23 protein-coding genes and 2 pseudogenes are annotated in these 22,421 nt (G+C 58.5%); 3 read left to right on the forward strand and 22 right to left on the reverse strand.

What is annotated here, in order from left to right; genetic code table 11:
• Positions 1-101 precede the first annotated feature (101 nt).
• Positions 102-344 carry a FliM/FliN family flagellar motor switch protein gene (locus tag KORM41_RS03520; protein ID WP_068144577.1) on the reverse strand — a complete coding sequence of 81 codons (243 nt, stop codon included), beginning with the start codon at positions 342-344 and terminating at the stop codon, positions 102-104.
• A 182-nt stretch (positions 345-526) separates the two neighbouring features.
• Here KORM41_RS03520 and lipB point away from each other — a divergent pair.
• Positions 527-1,162 (forward strand): annotated as a pseudogene (lipB, locus tag KORM41_RS03525) (lipoyl(octanoyl) transferase LipB); the annotation flags it as partial.
• A 158-nt stretch (positions 1,163-1,320) separates the two neighbouring features.
• On the opposite strand, the gene KORM41_RS03530 reads toward lipB, so the two are convergent.
• From KORM41_RS03530 to KORM41_RS03585, 12 genes are all read right to left on the reverse strand, one after another.
• Positions 1,321-1,614, reverse strand: a complete 294-nt coding sequence (locus KORM41_RS03530) for an acylphosphatase (RefSeq protein WP_068144581.1) — start codon at positions 1,612-1,614, stop codon at positions 1,321-1,323.
• Between the two features lie 10 nt (positions 1,615-1,624).
• On the reverse strand, positions 1,625-2,788 hold the full coding sequence (gene argE, locus KORM41_RS03535) for an acetylornithine deacetylase (protein WP_068144582.1): 1,164 nt from the start codon (positions 2,786-2,788) through the stop codon (positions 1,625-1,627).
• Between the two features lies 1 nt (position 2,789).
• Positions 2,790-4,775, reverse strand: coding sequence for an acetyl-CoA carboxylase biotin carboxylase subunit (gene accC / locus KORM41_RS03540; protein ID WP_068144584.1), 1,986 nt, complete (start codon positions 4,773-4,775; stop codon positions 2,790-2,792).
• 12 nt (positions 4,776-4,787) lie between these two features.
• A complete protein-coding gene (locus KORM41_RS03545) occupies positions 4,788-5,024 on the reverse strand; it encodes a hypothetical protein (RefSeq protein ID WP_068144587.1) in 237 nt (78 codons plus the stop codon).
• Positions 5,017-5,238: a hypothetical protein gene (locus tag KORM41_RS03550; RefSeq protein ID WP_068144590.1), complete on the reverse strand. Its 222-nt coding sequence runs from the start codon at positions 5,236-5,238 to the stop codon at positions 5,017-5,019. The genes KORM41_RS03545 and KORM41_RS03550 overlap by 8 nt, the downstream gene beginning before the upstream one ends.
• A 23-nt stretch (positions 5,239-5,261) precedes the next feature.
• A complete protein-coding gene (locus tag KORM41_RS03555) occupies positions 5,262-6,794 on the reverse strand; it encodes an acyl-CoA carboxylase subunit beta (protein WP_068144593.1) in 1,533 nt (510 codons plus the stop codon).
• A 105-nt stretch (positions 6,795-6,899) separates the two neighbouring features.
• Positions 6,900-7,613, reverse strand: coding sequence for an ATP12 family chaperone protein (locus KORM41_RS03560; protein WP_068144596.1), 714 nt, complete (start codon positions 7,611-7,613; stop codon positions 6,900-6,902).
• A gap of 3 nt (positions 7,614-7,616) precedes the next feature.
• Positions 7,617-8,066, reverse strand: coding sequence for a hypothetical protein (locus tag KORM41_RS03565; RefSeq protein WP_068144599.1), 450 nt, complete (start codon positions 8,064-8,066; stop codon positions 7,617-7,619).
• Positions 8,067-8,070: 4 nt separating this feature from the next.
• On the reverse strand, positions 8,071-8,745 hold the full coding sequence (locus KORM41_RS03570; protein WP_068144602.1) for an HAD-IA family hydrolase: 675 nt from the start codon (positions 8,743-8,745) through the stop codon (positions 8,071-8,073).
• Entirely contained in the window at positions 8,742-9,722 is a 981-nt protein-coding gene (locus KORM41_RS03575) for an RluA family pseudouridine synthase (RefSeq protein WP_068144605.1), read from the reverse strand. The genes KORM41_RS03570 and KORM41_RS03575 overlap by 4 nt, the downstream gene beginning before the upstream one ends.
• Complete coding sequence (crcB, locus tag KORM41_RS03580; protein WP_068144607.1) at positions 9,719-10,096, reverse strand: fluoride efflux transporter CrcB; 378 nt, start codon at positions 10,094-10,096, stop codon at positions 9,719-9,721. Before crcB ends, KORM41_RS03575 begins: the two co-directional genes overlap by 4 nt.
• A gap of 77 nt (positions 10,097-10,173) precedes the next feature.
• The gene (locus KORM41_RS03585; RefSeq protein ID WP_068144611.1) at positions 10,174-11,058 is read right to left on the reverse strand and encodes a hypothetical protein; all 885 of its coding nucleotides are present in this window, start codon (positions 11,056-11,058) and stop codon (positions 10,174-10,176) included.
• A gap of 158 nt (positions 11,059-11,216) precedes the next feature.
• On the opposite strand from KORM41_RS03585, the gene KORM41_RS03590 reads away from it, so the two are divergent.
• Positions 11,217-12,947 (forward strand): bifunctional metallophosphatase/5'-nucleotidase, encoded by a 1,731-nt coding sequence (locus tag KORM41_RS03590; protein ID WP_231727120.1) that lies wholly within the window; start codon positions 11,217-11,219, stop codon positions 12,945-12,947.
• Between the two features lie 2 nt (positions 12,948-12,949).
• On the opposite strand, the gene KORM41_RS03595 is transcribed toward KORM41_RS03590, so the two are convergent.
• The 7 genes and pseudogenes from KORM41_RS03595 to KORM41_RS03625 all read right to left on the reverse strand — a co-directional run bounded on the left by KORM41_RS03595 (position 12,950) and on the right by KORM41_RS03625 (position 19,337).
• Positions 12,950-14,281, reverse strand: coding sequence for a replication-associated recombination protein A (locus KORM41_RS03595; protein ID WP_068144617.1), 1,332 nt, complete (start codon positions 14,279-14,281; stop codon positions 12,950-12,952).
• A gap of 2 nt (positions 14,282-14,283) precedes the next feature.
• Positions 14,284-15,744, reverse strand: coding sequence for a DegQ family serine endoprotease (locus KORM41_RS03600; RefSeq protein WP_068144765.1), 1,461 nt, complete (start codon positions 15,742-15,744; stop codon positions 14,284-14,286).
• Between the two features lie 174 nt (positions 15,745-15,918).
• Positions 15,919-16,386 (reverse strand): hypothetical protein, encoded by a 468-nt coding sequence (locus KORM41_RS03605; RefSeq protein ID WP_068144621.1) that lies wholly within the window; start codon positions 16,384-16,386, stop codon positions 15,919-15,921.
• Positions 16,383-17,189 (reverse strand): FAD:protein FMN transferase, encoded by an 807-nt coding sequence (locus KORM41_RS03610; protein ID WP_068144623.1) that lies wholly within the window; start codon positions 17,187-17,189, stop codon positions 16,383-16,385. Before KORM41_RS03610 ends, KORM41_RS03605 begins: the two co-directional genes overlap by 4 nt.
• Entirely contained in the window at positions 17,182-17,724 is a 543-nt protein-coding gene (locus KORM41_RS03615; RefSeq protein WP_068144627.1) for an FMN-binding protein, read from the reverse strand. Before KORM41_RS03615 ends, KORM41_RS03610 begins: the two co-directional genes overlap by 8 nt.
• A 21-nt stretch (positions 17,725-17,745) precedes the next feature.
• Positions 17,746-18,684: pseudogene (locus KORM41_RS03620) on the reverse strand (DUF6662 family protein).
• A gap of 125 nt (positions 18,685-18,809) precedes the next feature.
• Positions 18,810-19,337 (reverse strand): NUDIX hydrolase, encoded by a 528-nt coding sequence (locus tag KORM41_RS03625; protein ID WP_068144629.1) that lies wholly within the window; start codon positions 19,335-19,337, stop codon positions 18,810-18,812.
• Positions 19,338-19,465: 128 nt separating this feature from the next.
• Here KORM41_RS03625 and KORM41_RS03630 point away from each other — a divergent pair, with 128 nt between their 5' ends.
• The gene (locus KORM41_RS03630; RefSeq protein ID WP_068144631.1) at positions 19,466-20,521 is read left to right on the forward strand and encodes an acyltransferase family protein; all 1,056 of its coding nucleotides are present in this window, start codon (positions 19,466-19,468) and stop codon (positions 20,519-20,521) included.
• A 57-nt stretch (positions 20,522-20,578) separates the two neighbouring features.
• Here KORM41_RS03630 and KORM41_RS03635 read toward each other — a convergent pair whose 3' ends face one another.
• Positions 20,579-21,634 (reverse strand): calcium-binding protein, encoded by a 1,056-nt coding sequence (locus KORM41_RS03635; protein WP_068144632.1) that lies wholly within the window; start codon positions 21,632-21,634, stop codon positions 20,579-20,581.
• 243 nt (positions 21,635-21,877) lie between these two features.
• Positions 21,878-22,300, reverse strand: coding sequence for a 50S ribosomal protein L17 (gene rplQ, locus KORM41_RS03640; protein WP_068144636.1), 423 nt, complete (start codon positions 22,298-22,300; stop codon positions 21,878-21,880).
• Between the last annotated feature and the right edge of the window lie 121 nt (positions 22,301-22,421).

Raw genomic sequence — 22,421 nt, forward strand, 5'->3', positions numbered from 1 at the left:
ATCTATCAAGGAAGCCCCTGCCCCGCAAGCGGAAAATGACATGATTTTGAAACTATCTGAAAAAGCCCGGTTTTCCTGACGGTCACAGGCGGCTGGGGAGCCTAAACCTGAAGCTGGCTCATCATCCGCGTGATGGACACACCGATCTTTTCGCCCACGATCATGATCTCGCCGCGCGCGATCAGCTCATTGTTGGCGTATACCCAGCATTCGTCTTCATGCTTGGCGTCCAGGTCGATCACCGCACCCCGGCCCATCTTCAAAAGCTGGCGAATAGGCATGTGGGTACGCCCGAGCACGACGGTGATTTCAACGGTAACCCTGTTAACAGCCTGATAATTCATCATTTCCTCGTCTGGAAAACGCTGGGGCCAGCTTGCCACGGCATCCTTATCAAATGATTAACCCAAAAGATCAGCACACTTCAAGCACCGTCATGGCCCGCCTCACAGGAAACTTTCTTGGCTCACACGCGCAAAAGCGGTATGTAACGCCCAAGGTTTAGGTATTTTGTGAGTTTTTGGCCATGGCAGACCAGTTTCCCCTTGAGTGGCGAATCAGCGACGAGCTTGTCGCCTACCCCGATGCGCTTGAAGAGATGGAAGAGCGTGTGCGTGCGATTCGTGCGGGCGAGGCGGCTGAGATGGTCTGGTGCCTGGAACACCCGCCGCTTTATACCGCCGGCACCAGTGCCGACCCTGCCGATCTGGTAGACCCGGACCGCTTCCCCGTCTATGACGCGGGCCGCGGCGGGCAATATACCTATCATGGCCCGGGCCAGCGCGTGGTCTACTTCCTTCTGGACCTGAAGAAGCGCGGCAAGGACGTGCGCCAGTTCATCTATGGGCTTGAGGAAGTGATCATCCAGTCGCTGGCCAAGTTCGGCGTGACGGCAGAGCGCCGCAAGGGCCGCGTGGGCGTTTGGGTTGAGCGTGGGGGCGGACGCGAAGACAAGGTTGCCGCCATCGGCGTACGCGTGCGCCAGTGGGTGACTTATCACGGCATCGCCATCAATGTGGAACCTGACCTCAGCCATTTCGAGGGCATCGTGCCCTGCGGCATTTCCGAACACGGCGTGACGTCGATGGCAGACCTTGGCCTGCCGATCACCATGGATGACCTGGATGTGGTGCTCAGGGAAGTGTTCGACGACATTTTCGGCATTGAGGCCCGCCCGATGACGCTCCAGTACCAGGAAGCGCCCGAAGGCCCCAAGGCCAAGCAGCCGTATGAAGCCCAGCCGACCGAAAGCGGCGAAGTCGAAACGGGCGAGCGACCCGAGGAAAGCCATCCGGTTTTCCAGATTTAGCCTGCAAAGGACTAGACCGTCGGTTTGATCTCGAACCGGAGCCGCACCATGCCCTGCGCCGGTTCTTTCTCCACACGGTCCACATCAGCCGCCGGCGGCCCGTTCAGGCACATCTCCAGCATCAGGTTCACATCTTCTGCATGGCCGTAGAAAAGCGCTTCTACCGTACCGTCCAGCCGGTTCCTGACCCAGCCGTGAAGGCCAAGGCGCCGGGCTTCCTCTTCTGTCCAGCCGCGATACCACACGCCCTGTACCTTGCCATAGATGCGGGCGCGCACTGCGATCCATTTGGTAGCGTCAGACATGCAGGACCTCTCAGCTGCCCATTACTTCAGCCAGACGCTTCATGAAAGCGTCGCAGGCGTCAAGCTGGCTTTTGTCGATAAATTCATCCGGCTTGTGGGCCTGGGCAATATCGCCGGGGCCGCATACCACGGCCGGGAAATCGATGCTTTGGATATGCCCGGCTTCGGTGCCAAAGGCCACCACGGTGGTGTCGTTGCGGCCCGCGAGCGCAAGCGCTAGCGTCTCCGCGTCTGAGCCCGGCTCAGCCTTGAGGGGCGGCAGATAGGCCCACACGGTGTTTTCGGCCCGGCATTCGGGGAAGCTGGCCTGAAGGTGCGGGTTGATCACATTATCAAGGAAATCGGTATATTCCTTGAGGATCGCCGCAGGGTCTGCTGTGGGCACCGCGCGGAACTCCCAATCGAACTCGCAATAATTGGGGATGATATTGAAGGCGCTGCCGCCGGATATCGGCCCCACATTGAAACTGGTGTAGGTGGGGTCAAAACTTTCGTCATGGGGCCCGTGAATGCGCGCCTTGGCGCCCAGGCTGCCGATAAAAGTGATCAGTTCCGCCGCCACAGCCACCGCGTTGATACCGTCCTCGGGCCTGCTTGAATGCGCTTCCCTGCCCCAGATGCGGGTTTTCGACACATACTGGCCCTTGTGGGCGTTCGCCACCTGCATGCTTGTGGGCTCGCCCACCACCACCAGGCGCGGCGCGGCAATATGATCCTTCATCAAAGGTAGAAGCGACTGGATCCCCAGACAGCCGACCTCTTCATCATAAGTGAAAGCGAAATGGATTGGGCGTTTCAGTTCTGCCGCCTTGAAAGCCGGAACCGCCGCCAATGCGCTGGCGATAAAGCCCTTCATGTCAGCGCTGCCGCGCGCATGTAGCTTGCCGTCTTTTTCGGTCAGCTTGAACGGCTCAGTCGTCCAGTCCTGTCCGTCCACCGGCACCACATCCGTGTGGCCGGAAAGCACAACACCGCCCGGCACATTGGGCCCGATGGTGGCGATGATATTGGCTTTTGAGCCTTCCTCATTTAGCTGAATTTCAGATTCTATTTCAAAGTCTTGCAAGTAACTTTGAATGTAACTGATTAGCTCAAGATTGGATAGGCGGCTGGTGGTGTCAAATGCCACCAGCCTTTCAAGAATTGCATCAGTCGTGTGTGTTTCGCCCGCCACCCTATTCGAACTCAAGGATCACGGCATCAACCGCAAGGCTGTCGCCCGCTTCGGCGTTCACGGCCTTCACGACGCCGTCTTTTTCGGCGCGCAGGATGTTTTCCATTTTCATGGCTTCAACAACTGCGAGCGCCTGACCGGCCTTCACCTCATCGCCTTCAGCCACATTGAGGGACACCACAAGGCCCGGCATCGGGCACAACAGGAACTTGGATGTGTCCAGCTCCACCTTCTCTGGCATCAGCTTGTAAAGCTCTGCGGCACGTTCGGTCTGGATACGGATATCCATCGACACACCATCGCACGTCAGCCTCACGCCAAGCGGCAGGCGGTCGATTTCCATGGCGTAATCGACATCGTCAATCGTGGCATGGAACACCGGCTGGCCAGGCATCCAGTCACTTGTGATCTCAATGTGCTTCTTGCCGATGATGACTTCTGCATGATCTTCGAGCGGCAGGATACCAGTGGTGACGCTGTCGCCGTTGATGGAGATCACCCAAGGGCGCTCCTGCGGGCCGTGTGGCTCTGAAATCTGGCCATCAATCTGCGTCTCGCGGGATTTTTCAACCGCGTTGATAAAGGTGGCCGCCGCAATCATGGCTTCCTTCACTTCGTCCCGCAGCACGCCGCCTTCAAAGCCGTCAGGATATTCTTCGGCGATGAAATTTGTGGTCATGTCGCCGGACTGGAAGCGCGGGTGCGCCATCAGGGCCGCAAGGAACGGGATATTGTGGGCGATACCGCGAATATAATATTCGTCCAGCGCCCGGCGCTGGGCCGCGATGGCCTCATCCCGCGTTTTGCCCGTGGTGATCAGCTTGGCGATCATCGGGTCGTAGAACATGGAGATTTCAGCGCCTTCATAAACGCCAGTGTCAACACGCACGGCCTCATCCTCGGACGGGCGCACATAGCGCGTCAGACGGCCAATGGACGGCAGGAAGCCACGGAAGGGGTCTTCCGCATAGACGCGCGTCTCGATGGACCAACCGGTCAGCTTCACATCGTCCTGCGTGAGCGCCAATTTTTCGCCGTTCGCAACGCGCAGCATCTGCTCCACAAGGTCCACGCCCGTGACCTGCTCGGTCACAGGGTGTTCCACCTGCAGGCGGGTGTTCATTTCAAGGAAATAGAAGTTCTTGTGCTTGTCCACAATGAACTCAACCGTACCGGCACTGCAATAATCCACAGCTTTCGACAGTGCCACGGCCTGCTCGCCCATGGCTTTGCGGGTTGCTTCGTCAAGGAACGGGCTTGGCGCTTCTTCAACCACTTTCTGGTGACGGCGCTGGATCGAACATTCGCGCTCGCCCAGGTAAATCACGTTGCCGTGCTTGTCGCCCAGCACCTGAATTTCGATATGGCGGGGCTCTTCAACGAACTTCTCGATAAATACCCGGTCATCGGCGAAGGATGTGCGCGCCTCATTCTGGGCGGAAATAAAGCCTTCCTTGGCTTCTTCGTCATTATAGGCGATGCGCATGCCCTTGCCGCCACCGCCCGCGGACGCCTTCAGCATCACGGGATAACCGATCTCGGCAGAGATTTTGGCGGCCTCTTCGGCGTCCTTGATGATGCCCATATGGCCCGGCACGGTGGAAACGCCGGCTTCCGCCGCCAGTTTCTTTGATGTGATCTTGTCGCCCATGGCGTCGATGGCCTTCGGGTCCGGCCCGATAAAGGCAATGCCCGCCTTCTGCACCGCTTCCACGAAGCTCGCGCGCTCTGACAGGAAACCGTAGCCAGGGTGGATCGCTTCAGCGCCTGTGTCCTTGGCGGCCTGCAGGATCTTGTCAGCCAGCAGGTAGCTTTCCGCCGCCGCCGGTGGGCCGATATGCACGGCCTCATCCGCCATTTCCACATGCAGCGCGTCGGCGTCAGCGTCGGAATATACGGCAACCGTCTTGATGCCCATGCGCCGTGCGGTCTTGATCACGCGGCATGCAATTTCACCCCTATTGGCAATCAGGATCTTACTGAACATAAAACGGGTCCCTTATTCCTTGTTTTTCTTCCACCGGCGCCCAGACGCCAGGTACCAGAGCGCGCCAATCACAGCCGCCCCCAGCATGAAATAGATGCTGCCACCGCCCTTGCTGAAGAAGGTGGCGCCAAGCGCAAAACCAAATACACCACCCAGGATGAAGGCCCAGATAGCAACGGAGCGTAATTCGGAGCGTTTGGCGATACCGCCAACCTTGTCTTCCGCGTCTTTGGGGATTGGTCTAGCCATCGGATTTTTCATCCTGTTTGTCGTCCTTGCCGATGTCCTTCATCATGTCGGCGTTCTTTTTGAACAACCAGAAGGCAAAGCTGAACATCAAGAGGCTCACACCGCCAGTGTAGCGCATTGGCTCTTCGGTGCCGAAGCCCAGGTAAGTGCCGACGATCATGATGATGCCCACGATCAGGCAGCCCCATATGCCGATTTTCTGTGCCGTCGTCATAGGTATCCCTCCCCAATCTCAGCTCACAGCGGAATGTTGTCGTGCTTCTTCCACGGGTTCTCAAGATGCTTGTTCGCAAGCTTCTTGAGCCCAGTGATGATGCGCTTCCGTGTGGAGTGCGGCATGATTACCTCGTCGATATAGCCGCGCTGCGCCGCCACGAACGGGTTGGCGAACAGGTCTTCATACTCTTTGGTGCGCTCGGCGATCTTGTCGGCATCATCCCGGTCCTTGCGGTAGAGGATTTCCACCGCACCCTTCGCGCCCATCACGGCGATCTCAGCCGTCGGCCAGGCGTAATTGAGGTCGCCGCGCAGATGCTTGGAGGCCATCACATCATAAGCGCCGCCGTATGCTTTGCGCGTAATGACGGTGATTTTCGGTACAGTTGCTTCACCATAAGCGAACAGAAGCTTGGCGCCGTGCTTGATGATGCCGCCATATTCCTGGCTTGTCCCCGGCAGGAAGCCCGGCACGTCCACCAGCGTGATGATCGGAATATTGAAACAGTCGCAGAAGCGCACGAAACGCGCCGCTTTCTTAGAGCTGTCGATATCCAGGCAGCCCGCCAGCACCATCGGCTGGTTGGCAACAATACCCACAGTTTCGCCGTCCATACGCGCAAGACCGATGATGATATTGCCTGCGTGATTTGGCTGAAGCTCAAAGAAATCGCCCTCATCAACCATCTTGTTGATGACTTCATGCATGTCATAGGGCTTGTTGGCGTTCGACGGGATCACACTGTCGAGCGACTTTTCAATCCGGTCAGGCTTGTCGAACGTCGCGCGAACCGGCGGTTTCTCGCGGTTATTGAGCGGCAGGAAGTCATAGAAGCGGCGAAGCTGCGCCAGTGCTTCCACGTCATTTTCAAAGGCCTTGTCGGCCACACCGGATTTGGTGGTGTGGGTGCTTGCCCCGCCCAGCTCTTCCTGGGTTACCACTTCGTTCGTCACGGTTTTCACCACATCAGGACCGGTCACGAACATGTAGGAGCTGTTTTCCACCATGAAGATGAAGTCTGTCATGGCCGGACTATAGACCGCGCCGCCCGCACACGGGCCCATGATCATGGAAATCTGCGGGATCACGCCGCTGGCCAGCACGTTTTTTTGGAACACGTCGGCATAACCACCAAGGGCTGCCACACCTTCTTGGATGCGCGCGCCGCCGCTATCGTTAAGGCCGATCACCGGTGCGCCAACCTTCATGGCCATGTCCATGACCTTGATGATTTTCTGCGCGTGTGTGGCCGAGAGCGAACCGCCAAATACGGTGAAATCCTGGCTATAGACATAGACAAGGCGGCCATTGATGGTGCCAGAGCCGGTCACGACGCCGTCACCCGCGAATTTGGTATCGCCCATGCCGAAGTCGTTGCAGCGGTGCTCAACGAACATGTCATATTCTTCGAAGCTGTCTTCATCGAGGAGAAGCTCGATCCGCTCCCGCGCTGTCAGCTTGCCGCGCGCATGCTGCGCATCGATCCGTTTCTGCCCGCCACCAAGGCGCGCCTGCGCCCGCTTTTCTTCCAACCGCTCCAGGATTTCTTTCATAGATCCGCCTTCCCTCGGTTTTATTGTGCAGGGCAGCAAACCCTATATTTTGCGCCCCTTTGCGGCCATCACCGCCAAATTTGTTGACCCTTATTATCCTGTCACTCAGACAGATTCCAGCGTTTTCGTTCGCAGGTGCGAAAGGAACTCCGCCGCCGCGACAAGGTCGGCATAGGCGGCGTCCCGCTTTTCTTCCACTTCCTGATCGAGCCCCCACAATTCTTCCTGGTGCAGGCTATCAAGGATACTGGCCTGCCACACAGCTTGAAGCGGACTATAGCCCTTCATGTAGGCCAGCGCCAGAACGAGCGACCCAAGCCCGTTTGTGAAAGCATGCAGCACCGTCAGCTCAAAGGCGTCATGGCCGGCAACTTCCGCTATCAGCGCCTTCAGCGCTGCGTCGGATTGCTGAATGGGCATGATGCCGTCAGTCACCTGAAGCTCAGCGCCCAATGTGTCGCGCGCCCAGTCCAGATACGGGTTCCAGACATCCTTCTGGCGCGCCACTAGGTCTTTGGGCTCGTCCGCGCGGTAGCACAGAAGGTCCGTGCCGCCGAAGGCCGCGACCTCGCGCACCACATCGTCGTGGCGCGGCGCCACACGGTCGAGTGCTGTATAGGCCAGCTGGGTTTTGGGCATGTTGGCGGGAACGATTTTGTCGTCTTGCGCGCGCCACTCTTCCGCCACGGCTTCCGCGAGCGCCTTAGTCGGCAGCACCAGGGTTGCCCTCGCCTGGGTTTTCACCAAGCGGCCATCCAGCGTGACCACATGGCCCGTGTCTGCGGCTTCCGTCGCGACTATCTCGTAAAATCGTTTCATGGCTCAGTCGTCTGTTTTCTTTGTTGGTTCAGATGTTTTCTCAACCTGCATCTGGCGCGTCACTTCAGCCAATTTGCGGCGCGAGTGGCGCGCCTGCTTGCGTTTGCTGGCCATGCGCTTTTCCGCCAGGCCAGATTCCACTTCGAACGACCCGGCGTAATTCAAGCTGGATTTTTCCTTCTCGCGTCCCTGCCTCACGACCACGTCATAGCCCAGAAAGCGGTTACCAAGCTGCGGCTGCCGGTAGCACAGCAGCAAAAACATGGCGAGGAAAATCAGAAAACCAATCAACAACACATAGAGGAAATCCCCGTTTTGCGCCGCCAGGGCAAAATAGGCGACCACCGCCAAAATACCGGTGATTGCGGATGCAATGAGAAAACCGATGCGCGGACGCAAAGCTTCCGCCTGAAGGTCATCCTGTTCTTGCTTGTTGAGTTTGTCGCGTATCATTGTCTTATCCAATCAGGGCCTTAACAGCCTTGGGTATGTCGTAAAAGCTGGACGCCACATGCGCGGCCCCCGCGCCCGTAAGCTCGTCCGCATGGTGATAGCCCCAGTCAACACCGATCCCACCGCAGGGGGCGTTTTGGGCCATCATCATATCAAAGCTGGTATCGCCGATCATCACTGTCTGCTCTGCGTCACTCCCGGCCTCCACAATCGCCGTGTGGATCATGGACGGGTGCGGTTTCGACGGGTGCCCGTCGGCGGTCTGCAGCGTAACAAAATGATGACCGATGCTGTGTTCCTTCAAAACACGCTCCAGCCCGCGCACGCTGTTGCCTGTGGCAACACCCAGCACATAACCTTCGCCGTTCAGCTGCTCCAGCACCTCAAGCGTGCCAGGATAGAGTGGGTCTGGCCCTGCCGCCTGCTCTACCCGACGCTTGTAGAAATTGGCTTTGTATTTTTCCGCTGCCACCTCATGAAAGGCGCGCTCGGCCTCGGGCAGCAGGGCGGCCATAGCTTCCACAAGGCTGAGGCCCACAATGTTCCTGACCTCTGCATCGCTAAGGATCGGCAGGCCAAGTTCCTCGAACGTGTCGTGCATGGTGCCGACGATCATATGCTGGCTGTCCACCAGCGTGCCGTCACAATCAAAGATTACCAGCCGGTTGGCCGCACTCATGCACCGTCCTCCACAAGCGGATCTTCATATTCGCCAACCTCGAACCCGAGCATCGCGAAGCTTTCCGCCATATGGGGCGGCAGTGGTGCTGTTACGCTGGCGCGACCGCCAGCCGGGTGCGGGAAACGCACCGTATGGCTGTGCAGATGAAGTTTCTTGGAAATCGCGCCCGAAAGGAACGCATCCGCCCCGCCATATTTGCCGTCGCCCACAATGGGGTGGCCCATTTCCGCGCAGTGCAGGCGCAGTTGGTGCGTGCGGCCCGTGTGCGGCTTCAGCTCCAGCCAGGCGGCCTGGTGGCCAGCGTTATCGACAACGGCATAGTCCGTCAGCGAATGCTGGCCGTCAGGGTCAACCACCATGCGTTCATTGCCCTTGATGGGTGCCTTGGACATATTCAGGATGATCCGGCCATCGCGAGGGTTCGGGCAACCGATCACCAGCGCCCAATAGCGCTTGTCGGTTTCCTTGGTCTTGAAGGCGTTAGCAAGCGCCGCTGCAGCGTTGGGCGTACGGCCCAAAAGCAACACGCCTGATGTGTCTTTATCCAGCCGGTGAACAAGGCGCGGGCGGTGCTCCGACCCGAACCTGAGCGCGTCAAGAAGGCCATCCAGATGACGCGATTGCCCCGTACCGCCCTGCGTTGGCAGGCCAGCGGGCTTGTTGATCGCGATCACATGGTCGTCCTTATAGAGCACCCAGCTTTGGACTTCCTTGATGTCCTTATCGCTCAGGCGCGGCTTCGGCTCCCGCTTTGGTGCTTCCGGCAGGTCGCCGAACGGCGGCACACGCACCACCTGGCCCTTCTCAACCCGCTCAGGCCCCTTTACCCGCTTGCCGTCCAGCCGGACTTCGCCCTTGCGCATTTTCTTCTGAAGCGTGCCGAACGGCACCTCAGGAAAATGCCGCTTGAACCAGCGATCGATGCGAATGCCGTCGTCGTCCGCCTTTACCGTGATATTCTTTACGCCACTCATAACAAAATCCGTCCCAGCCGGATGCCGGCAAAAAGCCCGGCCACACCCAGCGCCAATGATCCAAAGGCATACAGCGATGCCAGCATCCATTCGCTGCGTTCGATCAGTCGCACGATCTCCAGCGAATAGGTTGAAAAAGTCGTGAAGCTTCCAAGGAAGCCAACTGCCAGAAGGCCGCGCATTTCCTGCGACACCGACAGGCTATGGGCAAAGGCTGTCACCAGGAAGCCCATGATCAGGCTGCCCAGGATGTTCACCGCGAAAGTGCCATAGGGAAATCCAATCCCCACCGCACGCATGATCGCGCCCGCCACAAAGTGGCGGGAAAGCGCACCAGCGGCGCCACCAACAGCAATTGCAAGCAGCATCTGCATGCCAAATTCCTTAAAAGCCCATCAGGCCAGTGTAGCCCGGAAGAAAGGTGCCAGCCCATCTTCTCTTGAGCATATAGTTATTCGATACCGAAAACCCAACCTTCGGTGCGGCGCACCATAGCCGAGAGTGCATCGGGATTCCAGTATTTGCGGTCATGGTGAATATGCCTGAGTGCGGCGGCGGTCACACAGGCGTCTGCTGCATGGTCTGTAAAGCCCAGGCCAAGGCGCGGCATACGCCTTGTGCCCAGCGCCTGCAGGATGGGCCTTAAGGCCACCATATCCCTGATTTTGCCCCGGTGGCCGCCCATGGCGGCAAAGGCAGCCGCGTAAATTTCCACCACCACAATACGGGCATTCGATATGTCATCAAAGGGCCAGATGGCGATGTGACCCTGATCGTTCAACTGATGCAGCATCGCCATGGTCGACAGGCCCGAAAGCCCCACCTGGCTTGGTCCGATCAGGTGAAACACGCTTTCGCATGGCCCTGCGCCGCTATCCACCGCCAACTGTTCGGGCACGCGCATGCGGCGGCTATAATACTCGCCCCTCAGCGTCTCCCCGCCCCGGCTCCTGAGGTAATAGGCCGCGTGCTCATCGACAAAAGGCCCGCCATACAGGTCGCCGCCCGCGCACAGGTCGGCCACATGGGCCCACAGGGCTTTCACATCCGCCGGCAGTACATCACCCGGCAGATAGGCGCCTTCATCCACAAAAGGCATGCCGAAGGACGAATCGATACCTACAAGCACCCTTTCGCCTGCCCGGCGCCCCACGCCACCCGAAAGCCAGTTCGCGCAGTCCTGGCGGCTCCAGCGGCTTTGGCCGGATGGCGGCACAACCATCTTGGGCGCGCCCTCACCCGCTTCGCACACGGCAGCAGCTAGCCCGGCGTGGCGCTTTCCCTTGGCGCCCGTCCAGTCGATCCCGACAAAATGCGTGAAGTCAGCGTGTGGCATAATACCTCATAGGTTTAGTTCTTCCCTTGCTGGCTGTGCGGCGTTACCCTGCCCGTCGGATTTTATCAAGGGGGACAGATATGGCCAGCACCACAAGCAGGGTACACCCAGGACCTTCACGAACAACCCGCCTGTTGGGAAAAATCGGGCTGTTGGCCATGGTTGGCGCCGGGGCCTATGCCGTCTATGTGGCGGAAAGCCATAAAGCGCCCGAAAGCGCCACAGTTCTGTTCATGAATGACATCTACCGCATAAATGGCATCAAGCGCGGCGAGGAAGGCGGCCTGGCGCGGATCGCCAGCATTCGCAAGCAGCTGGAAGAAAAGCACGGCGCGGTGCTTGTCCTGCATGCAGGCGATGCCCTTTCGCCTTCCCTTCTGGGCGACATGTACAAGGGCGCGCAGATGGTGGAAGCCCTGAACCTGCTGGACGGCGATGATGACAGCGACAACCGCCTTTTCATCACCTTCGGCAACCATGAATTTGATGCCTCCAGCTGCGACAGGCCCGACGCCCTTGTGGCCCAGGTCGGCGCATCCGATTTCACCTGGCTTGCTGGCAATATGGATTTTAGCAAATGCACGACTGAGCCCGGTTTTGACCCGCTGGCTAACGCCGATAACGTCATGCCCCGTAAAATTGTCACCCTGCACGGCATCAAGATTGGCGTCTTCGGCGTAACCATCAACAATTCAGTATACGCAGGCCTGCTGACCGACCGCGAAGGCACAAGCTCGATCACCGAAAGCTATATCGCGGCGGCAAAAAGGCTGAGCGCGGACCTTCGGGCTGACGGGGCAGAGTTTGTGATTGGCCTTACGCACCTGGCCTCCTTCCAGGATAGCGCAATCCTTGAGACATTGGGCGACGCGGGGCCGGACCTGATCATCGGCGGGCATGACCACGCGGCCATGAAAATCGGCCCCATTGGCGGGCGCTTTATTTATAAACAAACCGCAGATGCCCGCGACGTGGGGGCCATTACACTGACCCGCGCGGACGACGGCAGCATCAAGGCGTCCGACCGCACTGTTTATGCCCTGAAGGGCAACTCGCCTGCAAAAGATCCAACCGTGCAGGCCTATGTGGACCAGAAGATGGCTGAGCATGAGCAAGCCTTCTGCACAAAGAAGGGGCTTGGCGAAGGCTGCCTTTCTGACGGCATGGGCACCACACAGGTTGTTTGGCAGCTGGAAGAAAACAGCAACCGGGAGATGGAAACCGCCATCGGTAATTGGCTGGCTGACCAGATGCTAACGCCAGATATCCCGACGTTCGACCAGTGCGATGCCAGCACGCCCACCGTTGGTTTGCTCGCAGCTGGTAGCCTGCGCCTGAATTATGACCTGCCTGCTGATTTTGACCTGAAACGACGGGAAGTAGAAGAACTGTTCCCCTTCTCTCTGCCGCTTGTGGCGATATGCATGACAGGCACGGAACTGAAGGCCGCGCTGGAAAACGGGCTGGGCGCACCGGGTGAAGGCCGCTGGCCGCACCTGAGCGGTTTGGGCGTGCGCTATAGCTTCGGCGGCAGCCGGGGCACGGCAGAGGTGCATGCGGTAACGGCGAACGGCATGCCCGTTGGACCGACAGACCCTGTGCGCGTTGTCACCAACGGCTATACGGCTTCCCGCGGCGACGGCTACCATATGTGGCCCGTGTGCGGTGCCGGCAGCGGCATTGACTGGAACGCAGATGGCGCCAGAAGCAAATGCGAATCCCGCATCATGTCAGGGCTGGAGAGCAAGACGGCCGTACCTGTTATGAACGGCGACGCGGTCTTTGACCTGAAGACTTGGACACTTGAGGCCTTCCACACAGCAGACGGCAAAGGCGTGGGCCCGGCAGAGGACCTGACGGATGAAACCCGCCGCGTAATAAAGGAATAGGCTTAATCGTTTTCCGCGTCAGGCTTGGCTTTTGCGGCATATTCGGCGCGGATACGGGCAAAATAGGCCTGCCGTTTCTGGATTTCCCGTTCGAACCCGCGCTCGACGGGACGGTAGAATTCCTGCCGCGGCATGTCTTCGGGGAAATAATCCTGCCCTGAGACACCAGCTTCGGTGTCATGGTCATAGGCATAGCCCGCGCCGTAACCCATATCCTTCATCATCTTGGTTGGTGCGTTCAGGATATGCGACGGCGGCATCAGGTTCCCATTGGCCTTGGCCGCTTTCTTGGCCGCCTTTTCCGCCTTGTAGGCCGCGTTCGACTTGGGCGCGGTTGCCAGATAAATCACAGCCTGTGCGATCTGGCTCTCCCCTTCCGGGCTGCCAAGGAACTCATACGCGTCCTTCGCTGCCAGCGCCTGATGGATGGCCTCAGGGTCCGCAAGGCCGATGTCCTCGCTTGCGAAGCGCACAAGACGGCGGATGACATACAATGGGTCCTCGCCCGCCGTGAGCATCCGTTCGGTCCAATAAAGAGCGGCATCAGCGTCAGAGCCCCTCAGGGACTTATGCAACGCGGAAATCAGATTATAGTGCCCGTCACGGTCCTTGTCATAAGAAGGCGCGCGCTTCTGCAAGAGCTTCGCAAGGTCTTTCGGGCCCAGCGTTTCGCCGGAAGCCAGATCATACAGGGTTTCCACGCAGTTCAAGAGGAACCGGCCGTCCCCGTCTGCCATCGCCTTAAGTTGCAGGCGCGCGTCACCGTCAAGCGGCAGCGGTGCGTCCATCTCGGCTTCCGCGCGGTCCAGAAGCTCATCCAGAGCCGCATCATCATGCCGGTTTAGGACCAGCACCTGCATTCTTGAGAGCAGCGCACCGTTGATTTCGAACGACGGGTTTTCCGTGGTGGCACCGATCAACGTAATGGTGCCGTCTTCAACATACGGCAAAAAGCTGTCTTGCTGGGACCGATTGAAGCGGTGGATTTCGTCCACGAACAAAAGCGTGCCCCGCCCACCCATGCGGCGGGCCTTGGCGGCCTCGAATACCTTTTTGAGGTCTGCGACACCTGAAAAAATCGCCGATATCTGCTCAAATGCCAGATCGGCATGGTTCGCTAGGAGGCGCGCGATGGTGGTCTTGCCGGTGCCCGGTGGCCCCCACAGGATCAGGCTGGAAATCCGGCCCGATTTGACCATGCGGCCAAGCGCGCCATCATCGCCCAGAAGGTGGCTTTGGCCGACAACCTCTTCAAGCGCCTTGGGGCGCAGCCGGTCAGCGAGCGGACGCGGTGCGCCCGTCTCAAGACCAGCTTGCTCAAAGAGGTTCGACATGCTTACTGCACCACGCGGCAGCGGTAAGACCGGCCCTGCCCCGCCAGCAAGCATTCCTGCACCCGGCCACGACGCAGTATCTGGTAAAGATACTGGTCTTCGTTTTCAGGCAGTGCGACCTCAAGGTCAGCCACGCGGGATACGTCCACATTGTTGACCTTCAAGAGGATATCGCCCGGCACCAGAAGCTGGTAACGAGCTGCAGGTGTGCGGCCATCCACCTTCAACACCACCACGCCCTTGAGGAACGGGTCGATCTGCAGTTCGTCATTGAAGCGGGGCGACAGATTGCCCACGGTCACGCCCTGGAACGGATGACGGCCATCAAGCTTGGTCACGTTGCGCGCGGGGTCCTCCGGTGGCAGGGCCAGTGTGGCGTTACGCTGCTGGATAAAGCCTTCGGACAGGACAGCAAGCGGCACCTCTGTGCCCGCGTCCATCGTAGCGATACGGAAATTCAGGCCCGGTTCGTCGATGACTTCCTTGCCGTCAATAGCCATGATCACATCGCCCGGAAGGATTCCTGCATTTGCCGCTGGGCCGCCTTCATAAACTTCGTCCACCAGCACGCCGCCCGCCCGGTCGAGGCCCAGGCTTGCTGCCAGGTCACCCGTGACATTCTGGCCACGTACGCCAAGCCATGGCCGGGTCAGCTGGCCTTCATTGAGCGCCGCTTTAAGCACAGACTTCACCATATTGGCAGGCACCGCAAAGCCGATGCCGTTTGAGGCGCCTGTGCGGCTGTAGATGGCTGTGTTGATGCCCAGAAGCTCACCGTTCATGCCCACAAGCGCACCGCCTGAGTTACCGGGGTTTACGGCTGCGTCTGTCTGGATGAAGAAGCCGAAATCGGAAATGCCCTGCTGCGTGCGGGCCGTGGCGGACACAATACCACCCGTTACCGTCTGCCCCACACCGAAGGGGTTGCCGATAGCCAGCACGATATCACCCACCAGAACATTGTCGGAATCCGAGAGGCGCAGGCTTGAAAGCGGCTCATCACCCGCATCGATCTTCAGGATCGCCAAGTCTGTGCGCGGGTCCGCCAGCACGATGGTGGCGTCAAACTCGCGCCGGTCATTCAGCACCACCTGAATTTCATCCGCGCCTTCAATCACGTGGTTGTTGGTCACAATCACACCGTTTGGCCGCACGATCACGCCGGAGCCCAGCGAGCCCTGCACGCGTTCCTGCGGCGCGCCGAAGCTGAAGCGGTCGCCAAAGAAGCGCTGGAACAATGGGTCATCAAACAGGGCAGACCGGCGCGACCGCACGATCTTCTTCGTATAGATGTTCACGACCGCCGGTGCCGCTTCCGACACGATCGGGGCGTAGGAAAGCTTCACCTGCATATCGGACTGGGGCACCATGCGGGCCACATCCCCGTCTTGCGCCTGTGTGGCGGAAAAGCTTGCTGTGATGCCAGCGATCAATAGTGTGATTGCTGTGATAACGCGCTTCATGAACATACCTCTTGTTTCCGGTTTTGATCCAAATCCGGCACTGTTACGGTGTCGTTGAATTTTTCCCTGCCTTTATATGGCGGAGCCGGTGACCATTCGCAAGGGCCATGGCGACAGGATGCCTTCCCTGCGCGGCAGAATTGGCGCAAAAGTTGGCCAAAGAAAGGCCGTTGTTCAAGCTTTTCGCTGCAGGAGCACACCTGCACGGTGTTCGCGTGCGCGGAATTTACCAACGCTGATATGATAGAAAAGGAACAGAGGCGCAATGATACCGGCAAGCGTATGCGCCGCGCTAGAGAGCAAGCTCAGGTCCTCGTCGCCAAAATAATATATGCCGACGCCTGTCACGGCCAGCAAGAGCATGCCGCCCACAAGCGTGAAGCCGGAGACAAGGTTTCCCCGAATACGCCAGCCGTGGCGGATATGCACGGTCCATGTGGCACCGAACAGCATCAGAAGCCAGAAAGCCACCAGCGCGTGGGCAGCCACAACCGGCAAGCGCATGCTAAATTCAAGCCGCCAGGGCACATCCCATTCCAGGCGCATATCCAGAAACGTGGGCACCAGCAGAAGGCCCGTCACCAAAGTGGCGAGTGACACCCCATAAAGCATGGGCCGAAACGATTTCGGATAGCCTTTCATTGTGCTTGCGCATCCCCAATCAATTGTCCGCCAAGGCGTCCTATCAGATCACGCGCGCCATCGCCAGCCGAAAGGCACGCCACTTTTGTCAGTGCATCTGCCCGCCATGCCTGGGCCGCCATCACCGTCATGGTCCGTAACGCAGGAAGTGTGTCACCCACGATCCTGCCCCGGAAGCGGCCGTCTTCTGCCTGCTGGCCGCCTGAACTGGCAATGGCGCCGTCCGCCAAAATACCCGCAGGCACAAAGCTTTCGCCCTGCCGTATGCTGATGGGCGCGCGGGCATTGCCAAACACGCGCAGGTCGCCGCCTGCGTTAACTGCGCCGCCCCACGCGCCATGCCGCTTCAGCACGGCCACGGCACGATCAACCGCATAGCCCTTGGCAATACCGTCGAGCGTGAGCAGAATCCCTCGCCTTAAGCGCACACTGTTCCCATTGATTTCGATATCGTCTGCACTGCCTCTCGAGCAGGCTGGCGCAAAGCCATGATCCGGTAAAATGCCCAGCGCGACCATCTGGCCGCCAAGGGTGGCGTTGAACAGGCCACCGGATGCCCGCGTCATCGCGCGGGCAAGCCGTATCACCCGCACGGCATCACGGGGCATGGTGGCCCACGCCCCATCCGCCAGATTGAGCCGCGTGAGGTCACTTTCAGGGGACTGAAAGCTCAGGCTTTTGTGGATTGCCTCCACGACGGCAAAAGCCGCAGAGACTGCATCCATGACCAAAGCTTCGCCTCCCGTCGCCGAGATTTCGACAAACGTCCCAAGAAGGGGCCGTGTGCGCAATATCTCAGCCATCGGACAGCATGACCTCCACAAGGGCCAACAGGCGGTGTACCCCATCTGTGACATTGCGGCAGGAAAGCGTCGCTCCCGAAATGTTGGGCACGTCATCACCCAGCTTGAACCTGTCATCAAGACTCTTGCCTACAAGGTTCTGGCGCCAGTCTGCCTCCATGATCTCATCGCCGTGGGTTTCACGGTAGCTCATCACCTCGACGCCCAGCACATGGCCATCCGGCGAAATTGCCGCCGCATAGGTGATGAATTCATGCTTGCCCACGACGTCATCGACAATGAACCAGCCCAGCGTCTGGTCGCCTGCCATGGCCCGCCAGACCTTCTGTTCATCCCAGCGCTGGCGAACACCAGAAAGCTTCTTGATCGCCTTGCGCTGGTCCTTGGACAGGCTCAGGTGGCTGGCCTGGAAGCTGTCAGCACCCGGGAACAGTGCAGCCTGGGCCTGCGCAACGGACAGATAGTCTTTCGCATAGACAGACTGGCTAATCCCCACAACTGGCAAGGCCAGCAAAATACCGATATGTCGGCTCATCTGATTGCTCCACTGGCCTGATTAAAAGTTGAACCCAATCTTGAAAAGAAGCTCATTCTTGGTTTTCTCGATAAGATGCAGGCCGTCCGGCTGACCTTCGTAGGTTTCGCCGCCCCCTGAAATCTGTGGCAGGTAGGTGAGCGTCGCCCAGAATTTCTGGCCGCCATAATGAATGGACGGGCCACCGAACCAGCTATAGCGCTCCTGGCCGACTTCGGTTTCAAACTCGGTCTGATACTCAAGCTCCGCGCCAATATACCAGTTTGGGGCAAAACGGTAGGAAAGGCCGGTGCCAGCGGTAATCTCAAGTTCCATTTCCGGGTCAGTGGGCCATTCGAAGTCCGCAGGCAGGCCTTCAATTGCGCCGCGGTCGGAATATGTGCCCTCAACAGAGAGGTTACCCATCCAGATCAACTGGCCCTCGAGGAAATATTTCTGGCCGATGAACTCCAGCTCCAGGCTCAGGGTATTCTTGTCCTGTCCGGAATGCGGATCAACCCAGTCATAGTCGAGCGCCACGTAGCTCGCGAGACCGAAGTCATCCAGCGCTGGGCTGAGGAACATATATTTGCCTGTCAGTTGCACACCGGCCAGTTTCGGGCCGAAGTCGCCTTCAAGTGGCAGGTAACCATCGATAAGAAGGCCTTCGGTGTTGACCGAACGCGCCTTGAGGGCAGTCCCGAACTGGAAGCGGTTCGAGACGCCATATTCATATTCCACTTCATAATCGACGGCATCATAGTCGCCCTACCCCTTGCCTGAGCGCCAGTTGATCTTTGCGTATAAGTCGCTTGCGCCTTTGGGAAGCACCTCGGCACCCTTGACATGCCCCAGAAGGTTTTCGTCTGCCTGAGCCGCACCAGAGCAAGCCACAAGGGCTGCCAGCGCGCTCGCTGAAATCAGCTTAAAAGTCATTGGATTAGTTCCTATCAAATCTGTGCGTTCTTGTTTTTTCCGCATCAAGCGGTGCGCAGGACGATAGGAGTCCTGAACTCTAATTGCAAGTCATTCTTATTATTATTTGCAACAAAGGCCAATCCCGCAGCTCTCCCCTCTCAGCGCGATGTAGGTTTGGTTCTTCTTGACTAAAACGGAATGCCCAGACGGGCGGCCAAGATAAGCGCTACGTCAAGGTCAAGCATCTCGCCGGAGCGCAGAAGGGCTTTGAACTCATCCCTTTCCAAGCCAAGCGGCGCGCCGATCACGCCCGGGTCTTCCTCGGGCTCGGCCACCTTTTCACAGTCAAACGCCAGGAAGATATGCTTTTTAGCCGTTGAATAAGCCGTGACATAGGTGGTGGTGACAGGCTCAATCCGACCGCTGTAGCCAGTTTCTTCCAGCAGTTCCTTGGCTGCGGTCTCAGCTGGCGTGTCACCCGGATCTATCATGCCCGCTGGAAGGTCATAGGTGAAGTGGCCCGGCCCGGGCCTGAACTGCCGCACGATCAATATCTTGCCGCCCTTGGTAACAGCGCCGACGACTGAAAATTCAGGAAGCGTGGTAACTTGATAGCGGTATTCGCGGCCCTTGTGGCTGTAGGTACGGTCTTCCACCCCCACATATGGGCTGCTGTAGACCATATGAGATTGCTTGAGGATAACATCTTCACTCATGGGGAAGCTCCTTCGCTGCAGGGAGACACGCTCGCGCGTTTTGGTGCTGGAAAAACCGACCTGCACTTGGCTGCGCTCCGAGGATCATGTAACATCAGGCACCGAGGGGCAACATCAGGGAAGCAAAAATGGGGAAGGTTGAACGGGGGGCTGCGAGCCAGGGCTTCTTTCAAAATGTCCATTGGTTTCGGGGCTTGGCGATCCTGTTCATCGTCGCGACCCACGCCAATGACCTGCTGGTGTGGCCTGAGAGCTCATCCCTCGCCCAACTCAGCCAGGCTATCATCCGTGAAAGCTCGCTGTGGTTCATCTTCATCGCCGGCTTCCTTTTTCTGCACCTTGCCCCGCGCCATACGCCTAGTTCCTATTTCAAGAGTAAGCTCAAGAACGTCATCATGCCCTATCTGATCTGCTCAGTCCCGGCATTGGCCTTGACGCTGACCCTGTATCCCGAGAATTTACCGGCTGCCTTGACCGACCTGACGCCCTTGAAGCAGGCTTTGGTCATGCTGCTGACCGGCAGCCATATGGCGCATTTCTGGTTTATCCCAGCGATCGCGCTGGTCTATCTGATCGGGCCGGGATTGCTGGCACTGGAGCGACGGGGAACTCTCTATTGGCTGCTTATCCCGCTGTGTCTGTGGTCCCTGGTGATGAGCCGGGACGGCCTCCAGCTTGTGACCGGTCTGGGTCTGGTGGCGGCGCCTGCATCCAAGGCCCTCTATATGTTGCCGGCCTATATTGCGGGCATGGCCATGCGGCGGCACTATGACCTGCTCGATCCCCTTATTCGCAAGCACTGGTTACCGCTGACTGCAATGACAAGCATCCCCTTTGCCTTCCTGCTGACAGGTGCCCTGCCTGGTCTTCACTGGGCCTTTGCCTGGAAACTGATGTCTGCTGCACTGGTGCTGACGGCCTTGGGCACGCTACCGAAGGGGCTGCCGCTGCGGCCCATTGAAACTCTGGGCACCTACAGCTTCGGCATCTATTTCGTCCACGGCTACGCCCTGAAGGCGCTATCCTTTGTGCTGCAGGGGCAAACAGCCCTGGCGGATATATTGACCGCCGACTGGTTGGGCTATGTACTGCTGACGACAGTGACCGCCCTTGCCTGCACCCTTGGGCTGGTTTCCTGCCGCAAGCTGCTGGGGCACCGAAGCCGCTATCTGGTCGGCGTATAAAAAAGGGCGACCAAAAGGCCGCCCTTGCCATAGTTCTTGCCATAGTACCGCTAAGGGTCAGTCGTCCAGGTAATGGCCGACCTGGATTGCGTGCATATCAGTAGCACTCACTCCGACAAGGAACATCGAGCCCTCCCCGCTTTCAATCAGCAGGCCTTGCTGGCCATCAATTTCAGCCGGGACAGCGTTCGAAATTGCGTCTTGGAAGTCACTGAGCTCGTCTGCATCCGCCACGAAGATGGTGTCAGTTTGCACATCAAAGTCTGTGACGGTGTCGCGGCTGCCGTCGAATTCGAAAAAGACGATGTCGTAGCCGGAACCCGTGCTGATGACATCATTGCCAGTGCCGCTATAAATACTGTCGTTGCCGGAACCGCCATTAAGCGTATCGTCGCCGCAACCGCCATTAAGCAGGTCACTGCCGCTGCCACCATAAAGCACATCGACACCGCCTTCACCCCAAAGCGTGTCATTGCCTTCGCCGCCATAGAGGGTTTCCACGCGGGTTGAGCCTGGGCCATCGAACTGATGGAAATACTCCGGGTCGCCATCACCGCCGAAGACCAGGTCGTTGCCGGCACCGCCAAAGATGACGTCCACGCCGCCAAAGCCACTCAGGACATCATCGCCGGCGCCGCCTCCCATGGTGTCGAAGCCATTGGCACCATAGAGCGTATCATCACCCGCGCCGCCCCAAAGCTGGTTAGCAAAGCCTGGCTGGTATTCAAGGCTGGCGCTACCAGCATCGATTTCTTCATAGTCGACGATACCGTCGTCATCGCGGTCAAACCAGTTGCCGCCAACGATCACATCAGCGCCCGCGCCGCCAAAAAGCTTTTCAGCGAGTCCTTCTGGTGCGGGCCTAACCAGATAAAGGATATCCTCACCTGTGTCTTCGGTCATACGGCCACCGGAGCTGTCGTCCGCTGCGGCATACTGGCCGCCAACCATGATATCATCGCCGTCGTCGCCATGGATGCGGTCCTGCCCGATATCGCCGATCACCAGGTCATTGCCTGCCCCAGCCGAGATAATATCGTTGCCCTGGCCACCAGAAACCGTGTCGTCCCCATCGCCACCAACGATGGTGTCGTCCAAAATAATGTCGGTCATATTGTCCCCCAATATACTCATATCTGTCGTGTCAAAGCGCTGGCTGCTGCCAGTCGCGTTATTCAGATAGCCATCGTTAACTGAACGGCTGATGAATGGCGAGTAAACCAAAGAGGGAAATGGAAGAACTTTTGAGGGAAGTCATTCTGATTTGTGCTGGGGCCTGCTGCGAAGCGGAAGCCAAAATAGAAAAAGGGCGCCCCGGGTGGGACGCCCTTCTCTAATCGTGAATTGACGGTTGGCTTATGCCGCGTCTTCAGCCTCGTCCATGTCAGCGGTTGGGCCGCTGTCCTGGCCTTTGGCGTCTTCGTTGCGGTCAACCAGCTCGATCACAGCCATCGGCGCGTTGTCGCCGTGACGGAAACCAGCTTTGAGAACGCGAGTGTAACCACCGTTACGCTCTTTGTAGCGGTCAGCCAGCTCGTCGAACATTTTGGAAACCAGCGTTTCGTCCTGCAGGCGAGCAATCGCCAGACGACGGTTGGCAAGGCCACCCTTCTTCGCAAGCGTGATCAGCTTCTCAACGATCGGTGCCAGGTCTTTTGCCTTTGGCAGAGTCGTAATGATTTGCTCGTGCTTGATCAGCGCTTGGCTGAGGTTCATGAACATAGCCTTACGGTGGCTAGCGGTCCGATTGAGTTTGCGGCCAGATTTACCGTGACGCATTGTCTTACTCCTGGTTGCCTGTCCGGCCTTGGGTAACCAATTTACCTAGTACCGGCAGGTGTCCCACGTTTGGTGTGGGAGGTTTTAAAAAAGAGCTTTGGGCCCCTCGGATGAGAGGCCC

This window comes from Kordiimonas lipolytica (assembly GCF_001550065.1).

Coding starts and splice junctions, on each gene's coding strand:
- KORM41_RS03520 (WP_068144577.1), bottom strand. CDS start 344: ATGAATTATCAGGCTGTTAACAGGGTTACCGTTGAAATCACCGTCGTG.
- KORM41_RS03530 (WP_068144581.1), bottom strand. CDS start 1,614: ATGTCTGACGCTACCAAATGGATCGCAGTGCGCGCCCGCATCTATGGC.
- accC (WP_068144584.1), bottom strand. CDS start 4,775: ATGTTCAGTAAGATCCTGATTGCCAATAGGGGTGAAATTGCATGCCGC.
- KORM41_RS03545 (WP_068144587.1), bottom strand. CDS start 5,024: ATGGCTAGACCAATCCCCAAAGACGCGGAAGACAAGGTTGGCGGTATC.
- KORM41_RS03550 (WP_068144590.1), bottom strand. CDS start 5,238: ATGACGACGGCACAGAAAATCGGCATATGGGGCTGCCTGATCGTGGGC.
- KORM41_RS03555 (WP_068144593.1), bottom strand. CDS start 6,794: ATGAAAGAAATCCTGGAGCGGTTGGAAGAAAAGCGGGCGCAGGCGCGC.
- KORM41_RS03560 (WP_068144596.1), bottom strand. CDS start 7,613: ATGAAACGATTTTACGAGATAGTCGCGACGGAAGCCGCAGACACGGGC.
- KORM41_RS03565 (WP_068144599.1), bottom strand. CDS start 8,066: ATGATACGCGACAAACTCAACAAGCAAGAACAGGATGACCTTCAGGCG.
- KORM41_RS03570 (WP_068144602.1), bottom strand. CDS start 8,745: ATGAGTGCGGCCAACCGGCTGGTAATCTTTGATTGTGACGGCACGCTG.
- KORM41_RS03575 (WP_068144605.1), bottom strand. CDS start 9,722: ATGAGTGGCGTAAAGAATATCACGGTAAAGGCGGACGACGACGGCATT.
- crcB (WP_068144607.1), bottom strand. CDS start 10,096: ATGCAGATGCTGCTTGCAATTGCTGTTGGTGGCGCCGCTGGTGCGCTT.
- KORM41_RS03585 (WP_068144611.1), bottom strand. CDS start 11,058: ATGCCACACGCTGACTTCACGCATTTTGTCGGGATCGACTGGACGGGC.
- KORM41_RS03590 (WP_231727120.1), top strand. CDS start 11,217: ATGGTTGGCGCCGGGGCCTATGCCGTCTATGTGGCGGAAAGCCATAAA.
- KORM41_RS03595 (WP_068144617.1), bottom strand. CDS start 14,281: ATGTCGAACCTCTTTGAGCAAGCTGGTCTTGAGACGGGCGCACCGCGT.
- KORM41_RS03600 (WP_068144765.1), bottom strand. CDS start 15,744: ATGAAGCGCGTTATCACAGCAATCACACTATTGATCGCTGGCATCACA.
- KORM41_RS03605 (WP_068144621.1), bottom strand. CDS start 16,386: ATGAAAGGCTATCCGAAATCGTTTCGGCCCATGCTTTATGGGGTGTCA.
- KORM41_RS03610 (WP_068144623.1), bottom strand. CDS start 17,189: ATGGCTGAGATATTGCGCACACGGCCCCTTCTTGGGACGTTTGTCGAA.
- KORM41_RS03615 (WP_068144627.1), bottom strand. CDS start 17,724: ATGAGCCGACATATCGGTATTTTGCTGGCCTTGCCAGTTGTGGGGATT.
- KORM41_RS03625 (WP_068144629.1), bottom strand. CDS start 19,337: ATGAGTGAAGATGTTATCCTCAAGCAATCTCATATGGTCTACAGCAGC.
- KORM41_RS03630 (WP_068144631.1), top strand. CDS start 19,466: ATGGGGAAGGTTGAACGGGGGGCTGCGAGCCAGGGCTTCTTTCAAAAT.
- KORM41_RS03635 (WP_068144632.1), bottom strand. CDS start 21,634: ATGACCGACATTATTTTGGACGACACCATCGTTGGTGGCGATGGGGAC.
- rplQ (WP_068144636.1), bottom strand. CDS start 22,300: ATGCGTCACGGTAAATCTGGCCGCAAACTCAATCGGACCGCTAGCCAC.